Below are 13,591 nucleotides of genomic sequence, written 5' to 3' on the forward strand. Positions count from 1 at the left end.
CGCCCCGCAACCACCCGTGAGGAACACAAGAATGAACAAGACCTCCACCAATGGCCTCGGCATGACGGCTCCGGCTGCGGCCGGGGACAGCGTCCGGTCGCCGAAGAAAATCCTCGGCTTCGCCACTATGATCGCCATCTGCATCGGCGTAGTCGTCGTGCAGGGCGCGATGATGTCGGCGCTGCAGGGCCTGGGCTTTGGCGGCCTGGGCTTTATCGCCGCGTTCGTCGTGGCGTTCGTCCTGGCGCAGTGCTATGTGCAGACCTTCGCCGAGTTGTCGCTGATGTTCCCCCAGGCGGGCACCCTGGCGACCTACACGCAGAAGGCCATCGGCCACTTCCCGGCGATAGTCGCGGTGTTCGCCGGCTACGTGATCGTGGCGATGTTCGGCCTTTCCGCCGAATTGCTGCTGGTGGATGCGATCCTCGACAAACTGTTCCCCGGCGTCTTCCCGACCACCCTGGTGCCGCTCGGCATCCTGGTCGTGCTCACGCTGCTGAACATCCTCGGCACTGACGTCTTCGCCAAGCTGCAGAACGTTTTCACCTTCGCCATGGTGTCGGCCCTGCTGCTGGTGGGGCTGAGCGCTGTGAGCGGGCTGGCCGAGGCGCCGGCGGCGGGCTTCGTGCCCGACGTCAACTGGGGCTGGGACGGCATCCTCGACGGCAGCTTCATCGGTCTGGTGACGCTGGCCATGTGGCTGCTGGTGGGGGCCGAATTCATCTGCCCGCTGATCGGCGAGGTGCGCCAGCCGGAGCGCAACATCCCGCGTTCGATGATGCTTTCGCTGACCATCACCTTCACCCTGTTCGTGATCTTCTGCGTCGGTGCCAGCCGCTACCTGTCGGTGGAAACCCTGACCACCTCGCCCTTGCCCTACCTGGACTACGTCTTCGCGGTATTCGGCAAGGGCGCGGTGATCATCGCCACGGTGATGGCGCTGACCGCCACCTGCTCCACCGTCAACACCGTGCTGGCGGCGGTGCCGCGCATGCTCTGCGGCATGGCCGAGAACGGCCAGGCCTTCCCGCAGATGAAAGTGCTGCACAAGCGATTCGGCACGCCGTGGATGGCCATTATCTTCGTGGCGATCATCATCGCCCTGCCGTTCCTGCTGATGGGGCCGGACTCGATCATCACGCTGCTGATCGCCGCATCCACCAGTTGGCTGCTGGCCTACATCATCGCCCACGTCAATGTGATGGTGCTGCGCCGTCGCCGGCCCGACCTGCCGCGCCCCTTCAAGTCGGCCTTTTACCCGCTGCCGCAGATCGTCGGCATCCTCGGCATGGGCTACATCGCGCTGAACAACTCGCCGTCGCCGGAGATGACCCAGACTGTCTACCTACTCACCGGCGCGGTGCTCGGGGTGGTGGGGCTGATCGCTTTCGTGTGGGTGAAACTGGTGATGAAGCGCAAGCTGTTCGAAGCGGACCTGTAAACCACCCGTTCCTGCGACATGTACGCCAAAGGGCCGCCTAGCGGCCCTTTGGTCGTTTCTTCTGGCTGCGAATGAGGGTGTCTTGTCGGAATAAAATTAACATGTTAATTATGTCGCCATAACGATAATCCGGCACGAGCCGCTTCGGAGGTCAACCATGGTTGTTCATGTCTCCAGCTCGCACAGCTTCGACTCCTGGGTCCGTTCCCTGCAGGGTGTCTGCGGGCGCTTCGAATCCCGTCCCACACTCAGCCATGGCCTGTTCATCGGCGAGATCGCCCGCCAGGATCTCTCCGGCCTGGAAGTGGCGCAGATCCGCACCAATGCCGGATTGATCAGCCGCCAGCGCACTTCCATCGATCACGAGGACGACCGCCACTGTTTCCTGATCGTGCAGCGCAGCGGACGCGCGCAGTTGCGCCAGGGCGGTGAGAGCATCGAACTCGCTCCGGGCGAGATGGCCCTGATGGATTCGGCCCGTTCCTGCGAAATCCTGCCCCACGGGCTGATCGAACATGCCTCTTTCCATTTATCCCGCGAGGATGTCTGCCGGCATATGCCCGAAGGCCGGCCGAAGTTCGGCAAGCTGTCCCAGCATTGCGCCAGCGGCCGGGTGCTACGCACCTTGGTGGAGCAGATCTGTGGGGGTGAACTGGACGACTGCGCCGGCGTGGAAGAGGGTGATGCCCTGCAGGAAGCGCTGATCGCCCTGCTGGCGCCGACCCTCAAGCAGCAGGCCGGGCAAGCCACCAGCGAGCTGGACGGCTCCCACAATGCCGGCCTGCGCAGCCTGGCCCAGCAGCTTATCGACCAGTCACTTTCAGAGCCGGGCCTGACGCCCCTGGCCCTGGCCAGGCAACTGAATATCTCTGTGCGCCAGCTCTACCGACTGTTCGAGGACCAGGGCGACAGCGTCTGCCGCTTCATCCAGCGTGCCCGCCTGAAACGCAGCGCCGCCGACCTCTCCAACCCGCGCCTGCGCAACGAGTCGATCACCGATATCGCGTTCCGTTGGGGGTTCACCGATTCGGCGCATTTCAGCCGCACCTTCAAGAAGCATTTCGAGCAGTCGCCACGGGACTATCGCGCCAGCGCAATTGCCGGGTAGGGCACGCGCGTGCCCGGCGCTCCTTTAATTTCACCCGGTCAATCGAGGCGGTAGCTGCTGTGGAGCGGTCGGCACGTTCGCTGGCCGGGCCTTGGGTGGTCCACGGTTTTTTCGTTAAACTCTTCACAAATAACTCCCAGGCCCCGCCCGATCATGCCCAGCCCAAGACCCTCCCTGACCTTGATCCTGCTCCAGGCCCGCGAAGCGGCCATGAGCTTCTTCCGCCCCCTGCTCAACCAGCACGACCTGACCGAGCAGCAATGGCGGGTGATCCGCCTGCTGCGCCAGCACGGCGAGCTGGAGAGCTACCAGCTGGCGGAACTCGCCTGCATCCTCAAGCCGAGCATGACCGGTGTGCTGGCACGCCTGGAGCGCGACGGCATGGTGGTGCGCCGCAAGGCGCCGCAGGACCAGCGCCGGGTGCTGGTGAACCTGAACGAGAAGGGCCACCAGTGCTTCCTCTCCATGAGCGAGGGCATGGAGGCCAACTACCAGAAGATCCAGGAGCAGTTCGGCGAGGACAAGCTCAAGCAACTGATCGAACTGCTCAATGAGTTGAAGCAGATCAAGCCCTGATCGCCCATGCAGCGGTTGCGCAATCCGCAGGATGGATGGTGTTCCGCGAGCGAAGCGATACCCATCACACGGAGCGTCATGTGCTCCATGAAAAGTGCAATCGAGACTCCGTAACGTCCATTTTGAGGGGTGGCGCCCCAACCCATAATCGCCCTGCACCCACTTGGGTTATCTGTTTCAGGCTACGGCATCCCGCGACGTTTCACGGCGAGATGATCCAACTGCCTGGCCTTTTCCAAGTACTAACAATAAGCAGGGCCAACAAATGAAAAAGCCAAACTCCCTCCTCGACGATCTCAAGGCCATCCTGCCGGCCATCGCCGCCAACGCCTCGAAAGCCGAGCAGATGCGCAAGGTGCCGGACGAGAACATCGCTCTGCTCAAGGGCATCGGTCTTCACCGTGCGCTGCAGCCGAAGAAGTACGGCGGCATGGAAATCTCCCTTCCCGAATTCGCCGACTGCGTGGTCGCCCTGGCCGGTGCCTGCGCGAGCACGGCCTGGGCATTCAGCCTGCTGTGCACCCACAGCCACCAGCTGGCCATGTTCGCCTCGCGCCTGCAGGACGAAGTCTGGGGCGAGAACCCGGATGCCACCGCCAGCAGCTCCATCGCCCCCTTCGGCCGTGTCGAGGAAGTGGAGGGCGGGGTGATCTTCAACGGCGAGATGGGCTGGAGCAGCGGCAGCGACCATGCCGAGTGGGCCATAGTCGGCTGCCGCCGGCAGAACCCCGAGGGTGAACAGGTCTACTGCTTCGCCGTGCTGCCGCGCAACGATTACGAAATCCGTGACGACTGGTATGCCGCCGGCATGAAGGGCAGTGGCACCAAGACCCTGGTCATCAAGGACGCCTTCGTTCCCAACTACCGTATCCAGGCCGCCAAGGACATGATGGAAGGCCGGTCCGACGGCTTCGGCCTGTATCCGGACAGCAAGATTTTCTACTCGCCCTACCGCCCGTACTTCGCCAGCGGTTTCTCCGCCATCGGCCTGGGCATCGCCGAGCGCATGCTGGAAGCCTACAAGGAGAAGACGAAGAACCGCGTGCGCGCATACACCGGCGTCAATGTCGGCACCGCCACTCCGGCGCTGATGCGCCTGGCCGAATCCACCCACCAGGTGGCCGCTGCCCGCGCCTTCCTCGAGAAGACCTGGCAGGAACACGCGGAGCACGGGGAGCGCCACCAGTACCCAAGCCGCGAGACCCTGGCCTTCTGGCGCACCAACCAGGCTTACGCGGTGAAGATGTGCATCCAGGCCGTGGACCGCCTCTTCGAGGCCGCAGGCGGCACCAGCTGGTTCGAGAACAACGAAATGCAGCGCCTGTTCCGCGATTCGCACATGACCGGTGCCCACGCCTACACCGACTACGACGTCTGCGCGCAGATCCTCGGGCGCGAGCTGATGGGCCTGGAGCCCGATCCCTCCATGGTCTGAGCCCGTATCCCCCCTGCGTGCCGGGTGGCCCAGCGCCGTCCCCTTCGAACCATTGCGCGGCCGTCCCATGAGGCGGCCGCCAGGAGCTCCGTCATGTCGTCCCAAGAAACCCTCTTCGACTCCCGTGCCTTCCGTCGTGCCCTGGGCAACTTCGCCACCGGCGTTACCGTGGTTACCGCCACGGCGCTGGATGGCACTCGCGTGGGCGTCACCGCCAACAGCTTCAACTCGGTGTCACTGGAGCCTCCGCTGATTCTCTGGAGCATCGACAAGCGCTCCAGCAGCCTCGCGGTGTTCGAGCAGGCCAGCCATTTCGCGGTGAACATCCTCGCCGCCGACCAGATCGACCTGTCCAACCAGTTCGCCCGGCCCCGTGACGACAAGTTCGAGGGCGTGGCGGTGGAGACCGGTATCGGCGGCGCCCCCTTGCTGCCCGACTGCGCCGCGCGCTTCGAATGCGAGATGCACCAACGCGTGGAAGGCGGTGACCACTGGATCCTTATCGGCAAGGTGGTGCGCTTCGACGACTTCGGCCGTTCGCCACTGCTCTACCACCAGGGCGCCTATTCCATGGTCCTGCCACACACCCGCATGACCCCGAAGACCGAGGGCCAGCCGGCCTCCAGCGCCTTCCAGGGTCGCCTGTCGCACAACCTCTACTACCTGATGACCCAGGCGGTACGCAGCTACCAGGCCAACTACCAGCCGAAACAGCTCTCCACCGGCCTGCGCACCAGCGAGGCGCGCATGCTGATGGTGCTCGAGAACGACGCCGGCCTCGACTTGTGCGATCTGCAGCGTGAGGTGGCGATGCCCAGGCGCGAGATCGAGGAAGCCGTGGCCATCCTCAAGCGCAAGGGCATGGTGGCCGATACCGAGGACCGCTACCTGCTTACTCCGGCCGGGGTAGAACAGGCCGAAGCGCTTTGGCGTATCGCCCGCGAGCAGCAGGAGAACGTCTTCGCCGGGTTCAGCGAAGAGCAGGTGGAAACCTTCAAGGCCATGCTCAAGGCGGTGGTCGCCCTGGGGTGATGCAGCGGCACAAATGGTGCGTTCGTGGGAGCGAATTCATTTGAACTTGGGACACCACGTCCTTAGGACGTGGTCATGAGCCACCGGCTCTGCCTGTGACGATTCGAGTCAGCGAACCAGCAGGATGCTGCTGGTCCCGTAGGGTGCACCGCGCGCACCGTGAGACAGACTCGGAATCGCCACCATCGCCGCGGTGCGCATGGCGCACCCTACGGCTGGGCACGGTGGCGCAGATCAGCCGAGTGCTGCGTGTCATGAGTCAGGATTTTAGGGCGGTGCGGAACGAGGGAACACATCCGGATTCCAGTGCCCCGAGACGACTGCTATAAGTCTGGAGAAAAGCGGGAGGGGAACTCCAGATGGACGTGGCAGCAATCTTGGGCAGACGGGCGTTGGAAACGGCGGATTGGGCGATTGCGCCGACCGGGCAGTTCAATCTCCTGCGCTGGTTCTCCCTGGTCAGCCTGGTGATCATCGGCACCGTGGCCATTGGCATCGGCACCGTGTCCACGCGGTTTCTGGTGAGTGAAAGCCTGGAGCGCGACGCCATGCTTTCAGCGCAGTTCATCCAGACACTGGCCATGGGCGAGATGCGCCACCACGGCCTGGAAGGCATGGCGATGGGCGATGTGCTGGTGCCCCATCATTTCGGCATGCTGACCCAGGCCACGACCGAAAGCCGGGAGCGCGCCCGTTCCGAATTCCTCGACCACCTTTCCCACGTGCCGGACTCCCTGCTGGCCACTATCTTCTCGCCCGACCGCAGGGTGATCTGGTCCACCAACCCCGAGCTGGTGGGGCAGCACATCGGGGACGACGAGGCGCTGGAGGAAGCGTTCGAGTCGGGCGGCCGCGTGTCCGCCGAGTATCAGGAAGTGGAAGAGGGGCGGGTGGAGCAGAAATTCCTGCGACCACCGAAGATGTTCTTCATCGAGAACTACATTCCGCTCACCGACGCCCAGGGCCAGGTGCGTGCCATGGTGGAAATCTACAAGGAGCCCGTGGACTTGATCGATCGGGTCAACCGCGGCTACCGGATGATCTGGCTGGCCACCGTTATTGGCGGCCTGCTGATGTACTTCGGCCTGTACTGGATCGTCCGCCGGGCGTCACTGCTGCTGGCCGCCCAGCAGAACCTGCTGGTGGCCAACAGCACCTATGTGGGGCTGGGGGAAATGTCCTCTGCCGTGGCCCACAGTCTGCGCAATCCGCTGGCGTCCATCCGTTCCAGTGCGGAACTGGCCCAGGAGATGGAGGGGCCGCCGGCGCGCAAATGCATCGACGACATCATCACCCAGGTCGACCGCATGTCCGCGTGGGTGCGCGACCTGCTGCTCTGCCTGCGCCCGCTGCAGGGCGATGCGGAGCACGTGGAACCGATGGAGGCAGTGCGCACCACCCTGGCGAACTTCGACCAGCAACTGACCCGATCGAAGATCGCCGTGGAATGCAGCGACGTGGCTGCCCCCCTGGTGTCGAGCCACCAGTTGCTGCTGGCGCAGGTGCTCAACAGTGTGATCGCCAATGCCATCGAGGCCATGCCCGATGGCGGGCGATTGAGTATCACCGCTACGCCGGACGCCAGCCGACAGTGGTTGCACCTGACCATCAAGGACACCGGCAAAGGCATGTCTCGGCAGCAGGAGATGATGGCCTTCAAATCCTTCTACACCACCAAGCAGGGCGGGCTGGGTATCGGCCTGATCATGGTCAAGCAGATCATGGAACGCTTTGGTGGCAAGGCCAGCCTCACCAGCCGCGAGAACGAAGGCACCAGCGTGTGCCTGAGCTTTAAGGTGGCGCCCAAGCTGCGGGAGAGTTGAGCTCCCGTTTATTCTTTTTGCACACGATCCGCTGAAGGCGCTGGCCGGCCAGACAGCCATCAGGCCGCAGGGCCACGCGGCACACGCTTTTGTGCTGCCTTGCTCCAGCGTCTCTCGATGGCACCCGAAGACGCTGCCTTCAGCAACCGCTTGAAGGTCGGACATTCCGCGTGGCTCGGGGCGGGGCAGTCCGCCGCGTGCCGCAGGCCGTGGCTCATGGCTTGCAGACGCTTGACCAGGGCGTCGATTTCCTCGGCCCTGGCCAGCAGCAGTTTCCGGTCGATGTTCGGCTCGCCATTGGGCGAGAACATCGAGCGGATCTCATCCAGGGATAGGCCGGCTGCCTGTCCGAGGGAGATCAGCGCCAACTGGCCGAGGATGCCGGGCGCGAACCAGCGTCGGGTCCCTTGCTGGCTGAGTGACGTGATCAGCCCCTTCTTTTCGTAGTAGCGCAGCGTGGAGGAGGGGAGCCCCGTGCGTCGGGCGACCTCGGCGATGTCCATCTGTAATCCCTTGACTTGAAGTTGACTTCAACTTCTAGAGTGGCCCCGACACCTTCCACCGTCAACGCACAAGGGGCTCACATGAACGACATCATCAAGGTGGCCTGCATCGGTATCGGCGCCACCGCTGTCATGGACATCTGGCTGATCTTTCTCAAACGCATGGGCGTCCAGGCGCTCAATTTCGCTTTCATCGGCCGCTGGGTCGGCCACCTGCTGCGTGGCCGCTTCAGCCACGACGCCATCGCCAGGGCGGAGCCCATTCCCGGTGAACTGGCCCTGGGCTGGGCTACCCACTACGCCATCGGCATCGGCTTTGCGGCCTTGCTGGTGGGGTTGGCCGGAGCCGACTGGGCGGCCAGCCCGACCCTGCTGCCCGCCGCACTGGTCGGCATGGGCACGGTCGTCGCGCCACTGCTGGTGATCCAACCGGCCATGGGGGCGGGTTTCTTCGCCAGCAAAACGCCCACGCCGCTGAAGAACTGCCTGCGCAGCCTGACCAACCACAGCGTCTTCGGTTTGGGAATGTTCCTCGCCGCTGTTCTGGTGGACTGGATAGCCCGCTGATTCAAACCCGTACGCCTCGTCCTGAGGACAAGGTCATGCGCGACCGTAGGGTGCGCCGCGCGCACCGGGAGACTGGCTCGGTGTCGTAACCACCGCCTCGGTGCGCATGGCACACCCTACTTCTGGGCACGGTGATGTCGATCCGCGGGCAGGTTCTCTCCTGCCGGGAGGCAATTCCGGGGCGGAGCTGGCCGACTCAGTTGAGCCGGTATTTCGCCAGTTCGTCCTTCGTCAGCACGCGCATGCGCGTTGGCTCGATGCTGTTCATCTCGTCCAGCAGGCTGAGAGGGACGTTCATTTCCTTGAGGTAGGCGGTCGGGCTGTAGCGGCTGCCGACGGGGGCAACCTGGGCGGAGTCGCCGTGGGGGAAGTAGGGGCGGTGCAGGCCCACGTAGCCGCGCACGGTCTTGCTGCGGCCGGACGCCAGGAGGTAGACGCAACTGCCCTGGCACACGCCGTCGGTGGGGACCATCACGTCGAAGCCGGTTTCGCGCAGCAGGCGGCCCATGCGGATGGCTTCGGTCACGCTGCCGCCGATGCTGTCCAGTAATGCCAGCTTGCGGCTGAACTGGCCGGGGTTGGCGCGCAGGCCCTTCATCAGGGCTTCGTAGTCGCCCGGGGCGATGTCTTCGGAGATTTGCACGGCGAGAATCCGGCCTGCCTTGTTGTGCTGGACGGGTTGCACCTCGACCTTGGCCAAGCTGTAGGCCGAACAGAGGCTGGCAAGGCAGAAGACGGCGGCCCGGATTGCGGTACGGCTCATGGATCAGGCTCTTTCTGGGAAACGGTTGGCGACGGCCAGAGAAGATACCGAAAAAAGGTGCCAGGGCTCCATATGGCCTGAAAAGGGGATTTCGTCAGGCGGCTATCGGTACCGATGAGGGGAAATTGCGGGAATATTTGAGAGCTATTATCATTCGCGCCTTTCGGTTCCCGGCTTCCCCAACCCCCCCAGATGCGCAAACGCGATCACGGATTCTTCGAACACTATGAAGAGCTCATCGGCACATGGACCCGCCGGCTGAGAAGTCGTCATCGCGCCGAGGATTTTGCCCATGACGCGTTCGTTCGCGTCCTGGAAGCCGAGCAGGGCAATGTCCAGCAGCCCCGCGCCTATCTGCACCAGACCACCCGCAACATCGCCGTCGATCATTTCCGCCGCGAGGAGCGTCGCACCCAGCTGGAGATGGACATCGCCGTTCAGGGCGAGGAGGCGAAGGACGACCCCGAGTCCTTCATGCATGCCGTCCAGTTGGCGGACTCCATCGAGAAGGCTCTCGCGGAACTGCCCGTGAACTGCCGCCAGGTGTTCATCTGGCAGAAGCTGGAGGGCCTGAGTCAGGCGGAGATCGCCGAGCGCCTGGGGTTATCCAGGAACATGGTCGAGCGGTATATGATGCGCACCCTTCGCCACCTGCGTGAGCGCCTGGACCAGAGCGCCTCATGAACCGGAACCCGCCAACAGGGCATCAAGACCCGAGCCATGGACAACCACCGCAGCCTGAATCAAGCCACCCGGATGGCGACCTGATGACGCGAGCCGATTCCGCCGATTGCAACGTGCGAGACGAGGCTGCCTACTGGTTCAGCCGCAACCGCGACCCCGAGCAGCCCACGGAGGAGCGTCGCCGCTTCGACGCCTGGCTGGCGGCAGACGAGTCTCATCGCGCGGAATATGAGGTGCTGGAGCGGCTGTGGCGCGCCACCGAGCTGATTCCCGAGCAGCATCTGCGTGACCTCTGCCGCGCCGAGGTCCGGCCGTTGCCGATGGCCTCGCGCCGCAGCTTCCTGCAGGGCGCGATGGCAGCTGCGGCGAGCGTGCTGCTGGCTGCGGGTGCCACGTATCTGGTCGATCCCTTCTCGCTACGTGGCGAAACCTACGTCACCCAATTGGGCGAACGCCGCCAGGTGACCCTGGCCGATGGCTCGACACTAGAGCTCAACGGGCGTACCCGCGTCGCTGTCAAGTACGGGACGGATCATCGCCTGGTGCGGCTGGAAGCGGGAGAAGCGATGTTCAGCGTGACCCCGGACAGGGCACGGCCCTTCGTGGTGGAGGCCGGGCCGGGCCGCGTAACCGTGACCGGTACCCGTTTCAATGTGCGCCGGGGTGCGCAGGATGTGCGCGTGGCGGTGGAGTCGGGCAGGGTGCTGGTGGCGGGCGAGCGGGGCGAGGCCAGCCGTCCGCTGCTGGCCGGCGATGGCGTTCGGGTGGCGGCCAGCGGCACGGTCGGGCCGGTGCAGCGCATCGACATCGCGACCATTACCGCCTGGCGGCAGGGCAAGCTGATCTTCAACGACGTTCCGCTCGCGGAGGTGGTGGAAGAGGTCTCCCGCTACCGTGAATATCCTCTGCGCGTTGCCCCGGAAGTGGCCCGCCTGCGCTTCTCCAGCGTGTTCCGTGCCGACGACACGAATGCCTTGCTGGCCGCTCTGCCGCGCATCCTTCCGGTCAAAGTCAGGACCCTTTCGGACGGGTCAAGCGAAATAATTCCGTTTTAGATTCAGGTTTTTTTCGTCTCGTTCGTCTTCTTGTCCGACTCTTAACGCCCCGTGCACTGCAGGGCGATTTCTTTCAGGACCGGACGCACGTGAACAACGACGTAAAGCAACCCGCGCTATCGCCAGTTTCCTCCCGCAAGACCTCCCGTACCCAGCGCTGGCTGCCCTTGAGCCTGGCCATCGCCCTGGCCGTGGGCAGCCTCGGAGCCGAGGCTGCCGAGCGCACGGAAGTCCATATCCCGGCCCAGTCCCTGGCCGGTGCCCTGGGTCAGCTGGGCCAGCAGACTTCGCTTCAACTCTTCTTCAGTCCTGACCTGGTGGCGGGCAAGCAAGCCCCGGCGGTCGACGGCAACCTGCTGCCGGAAGAGGTGCTGGCCACACTGCTGCAAGGCAGCGGCCTGACCTTCGACCTGGCGGACGGCACCGCCATACTGCGCCGCGTTTCCAGTGAAGAGGGCGCCTCGGCCATGGAACTGCCGGCCTCCAGCATCAGCGTGGTCGGTAATTGGCTGGGCACCGCGGAAGATGCCGTGGTGCAGAACCACCCCGGCGCCCGTACCGTGGTACGCCGTGAAACCATGGTCGAGAAGGGCGCGATGAACGTGCGCGACGCCCTGCGCGCGGTGCCCGGCGTGCAGGTGCAGGAATCCAACGGCACCGGTGGCAGCGACATCGCCCTCAACTTTGGCGTGCGCGGCCTCACTTCGCGCCTGTCGCCCCGTTCCACCGTGCTGATCGACGGCGTGCCGGCCGCCTTTGCCCCCTATGGCCAGCCGCAGCTGTCGATGGCGCCCATCTCCCTCGGCAACCTCGACAGCATCGACGTGGTACGCGGTGCCGGTTCCGTGCGCTACGGCCCGCAGAACGTCGGCGGCGTGATCAACTTCGTGACCCGCGCCATTCCAGAGACATTCTCCGGCGATGTGTCGACCACCCTGGAGAACACCAGCCACGGCGGCTGGAAGTACCTCAACAGCGCCTTTCTCGGTGGCACCGCTGATAACGGTATCGGTGCTGCGCTGCTGTACTCGGGCGTGAACGGTGACGGCTACCGCGACAGCAACAACGGTAACGACATCGACGACGTCATCCTCAAGACCCACTGGGCGCCCACCGAGCAGGACGACCTGTCGCTGAACTTCCACTACTACGACGCCACCGCCGACATGCCGGGTGGTCTCACCCAGGCCCAGTACGACGCCGACCCGTTCCAGTCCGACCGCGACTGGGACAACTTCAGCGGCCGCCGCAAGGATGTCTCGCTGAAGTACCTGCGCCAGATCGACGACGTCACCCAGGTCGAGGTGCTGACCTACTACAGCGACAGCTTCCGTGGCAGCAACATCGCCAGCCGCGACAAGGCTTTTCTCAGCTCCTTCCCGCGCAGCTACTACACCTACGGTTTCGAGCCGCGTGTCTCGCGCATCTTCTTCGCTGGCGACAGCACCCATGAAGTGGGCGTTGGTTATCGCTACCTGAAAGAGGCCATGCACGAGGAAACCAGCCGCGTAAGGCTGGTGAACAACGTACCGACGCCGACCCGCGGGCCCTCGGCGGACGGTCACGTCTACCAGGACCGTACCGGCGGCACCGAGGCCAATGCCTTCTACCTCGATGACAAGATCGACATCGGCAGCTGGACCATCACGCCGGGCATCCGTTTCGAGAGCATCAACACCGACTGGCACGACCGTCCGGTACGCGGCACCAATGGCGTGCCGGTGCAGGAGAAGAACCGCAGCAAGGACTACAACGAGCCGCTGCCGGCCATCAGCGTGATGTACCACCTCTCCGACGCCTGGAAGCTGTTCGCCAACTACGAGACCTCCTTCGGCAGCCTGCAGTACTTCCAGATCGGCCAGGGCGGTGTCGGCGACAATCCGGCCAACGGCCTGGAGCCGGAAAAGGCCAAGACCTACGAAGTGGGCACGCGCTACAACAGCCAAACCTGGGGCGGCGAAGCGACCCTGTTCTACATCGACTTCGACCATGAGCTGCAGTACATCAGCAACGACGTGGGCTGGACCAACCTGGGCGCCACCAAGCACCAGGGCCTGGAGCTTTCCGGCTACTACAACCTGGACGAACTGCTTTCGGGCCTGAGCTTGACCGGCACCTACACTTTTACCCGGGCCACCTACGAGGGCGACATCCCGGGCTTCAAGACGCGCGACCTGCCGTTCTATTCGCGCCACACCGCCAACGTCGGCCTGCGCTACCAGGTGAACCGCTGGACCTACAACTTCGACGGCTACGCCCAGTCCGGCCAGCGCGCGCCGGGTACCGGCATCGACGCCAATGGCAATTTCACCGGCGACTACATCACCGAACCGACCGCCGATGGCCAGTTCGGTGACATACCCGGCTACGTGACCTGGAACCTGCGCGGTGCCTACGACTTTGGCGAGCAGCTGTCCAACCTGACGCTGGGTGCGGGCGTGAAGAACCTCTTCGACAAGCAGTACTTCACCCGCTCCAGCGACAACAACGCGGGCATCTACGTCGGCCAGCCGCGTACGCTGTTCGTGCAGGCCAGCATGGGGTTCTGATGCGCTGAACCTGTGGGAGCGATTTCAATCGCGAATGAATTCGCTCCCACAGAAA

The 13,591-nt window shown here is 64.2% G+C and carries 12 protein-coding genes; 10 read left to right on the forward strand and 2 right to left on the reverse strand.

Annotated elements, in window-relative coordinates; all coding sequences use genetic code 11:
• Positions 1-31: 31 nt before the first annotated feature.
• From THL1_RS13805 to THL1_RS13830, 6 genes are all read left to right on the forward strand, one after another.
• The gene (locus THL1_RS13805; RefSeq protein WP_069083795.1) at positions 32-1,441 is read left to right on the forward strand and encodes an APC family permease; all 1,410 of its coding nucleotides are present in this window, start codon (positions 32-34) and stop codon (positions 1,439-1,441) included.
• A gap of 157 nt (positions 1,442-1,598) precedes the next feature.
• Entirely contained in the window at positions 1,599-2,549 is a 951-nt protein-coding gene (gene feaR / locus THL1_RS13810) for a transcriptional regulator FeaR (protein WP_069083796.1), read from the forward strand.
• A 153-nt stretch (positions 2,550-2,702) separates the two neighbouring features.
• A complete protein-coding gene (hpaR, locus tag THL1_RS13815) occupies positions 2,703-3,125 on the forward strand; it encodes a homoprotocatechuate degradation operon regulator HpaR (protein ID WP_069083797.1) in 423 nt (140 codons plus the stop codon).
• Between the two features lie 265 nt (positions 3,126-3,390).
• The gene (locus THL1_RS13820) at positions 3,391-4,560 is read left to right on the forward strand and encodes a p-hydroxyphenylacetate 3-hydroxylase oxygenase component (protein ID WP_069083798.1); all 1,170 of its coding nucleotides are present in this window, start codon (positions 3,391-3,393) and stop codon (positions 4,558-4,560) included.
• A 93-nt stretch (positions 4,561-4,653) separates the two neighbouring features.
• Positions 4,654-5,592 carry a p-hydroxyphenylacetate 3-hydroxylase reductase component gene (locus tag THL1_RS13825; protein ID WP_069083799.1) on the forward strand — a complete coding sequence of 313 codons (939 nt, stop codon included), beginning with the start codon at positions 4,654-4,656 and terminating at the stop codon, positions 5,590-5,592.
• A 359-nt stretch (positions 5,593-5,951) separates the two neighbouring features.
• The gene (locus THL1_RS13830; RefSeq protein ID WP_069083800.1) at positions 5,952-7,415 is read left to right on the forward strand and encodes a sensor histidine kinase; all 1,464 of its coding nucleotides are present in this window, start codon (positions 5,952-5,954) and stop codon (positions 7,413-7,415) included.
• A 59-nt stretch (positions 7,416-7,474) separates the two neighbouring features.
• Here THL1_RS13830 and THL1_RS13835 read toward each other — a convergent pair whose 3' ends face one another.
• Positions 7,475-7,918 carry a helix-turn-helix domain-containing protein gene (locus tag THL1_RS13835; RefSeq protein WP_069083801.1) on the reverse strand — a complete coding sequence of 148 codons (444 nt, stop codon included), beginning with the start codon at positions 7,916-7,918 and terminating at the stop codon, positions 7,475-7,477.
• Between the two features lie 81 nt (positions 7,919-7,999).
• Between THL1_RS13835 and THL1_RS13840 the strand changes: the two genes are divergently transcribed.
• The gene (locus THL1_RS13840) at positions 8,000-8,485 is read left to right on the forward strand and encodes a DUF2938 domain-containing protein (RefSeq protein WP_069083802.1); all 486 of its coding nucleotides are present in this window, start codon (positions 8,000-8,002) and stop codon (positions 8,483-8,485) included.
• Positions 8,486-8,681: 196 nt separating this feature from the next.
• Here the strand turns inward: THL1_RS13840 and THL1_RS13845 are convergent, their stop codons facing one another.
• The gene (locus THL1_RS13845) at positions 8,682-9,248 is read right to left on the reverse strand and encodes a hypothetical protein (protein ID WP_069083803.1); all 567 of its coding nucleotides are present in this window, start codon (positions 9,246-9,248) and stop codon (positions 8,682-8,684) included.
• Between the two features lie 192 nt (positions 9,249-9,440).
• Between THL1_RS13845 and THL1_RS13850 the strand changes: the two genes are divergently transcribed.
• The 3 genes from THL1_RS13850 to THL1_RS13860 all read left to right on the forward strand — a co-directional run bounded on the left by THL1_RS13850 (position 9,441) and on the right by THL1_RS13860 (position 13,536).
• Positions 9,441-9,932, forward strand: coding sequence for an RNA polymerase sigma factor (locus THL1_RS13850; protein WP_069083804.1), 492 nt, complete (start codon positions 9,441-9,443; stop codon positions 9,930-9,932).
• Positions 9,933-10,015: 83 nt separating this feature from the next.
• The gene (locus THL1_RS13855; protein WP_069083805.1) at positions 10,016-10,987 is read left to right on the forward strand and encodes a FecR family protein; all 972 of its coding nucleotides are present in this window, start codon (positions 10,016-10,018) and stop codon (positions 10,985-10,987) included.
• A 161-nt stretch (positions 10,988-11,148) separates the two neighbouring features.
• A complete protein-coding gene (locus THL1_RS13860) occupies positions 11,149-13,536 on the forward strand; it encodes a TonB-dependent siderophore receptor (RefSeq protein WP_237234837.1) in 2,388 nt (795 codons plus the stop codon).
• Positions 13,537-13,591: the final 55 nt, after the last annotated feature.

Source organism: Pseudomonas sp. TCU-HL1 (genome assembly GCF_001708505.1).
GTDB lineage: Bacteria > Pseudomonadota > Gammaproteobacteria > Pseudomonadales > Pseudomonadaceae > Metapseudomonas.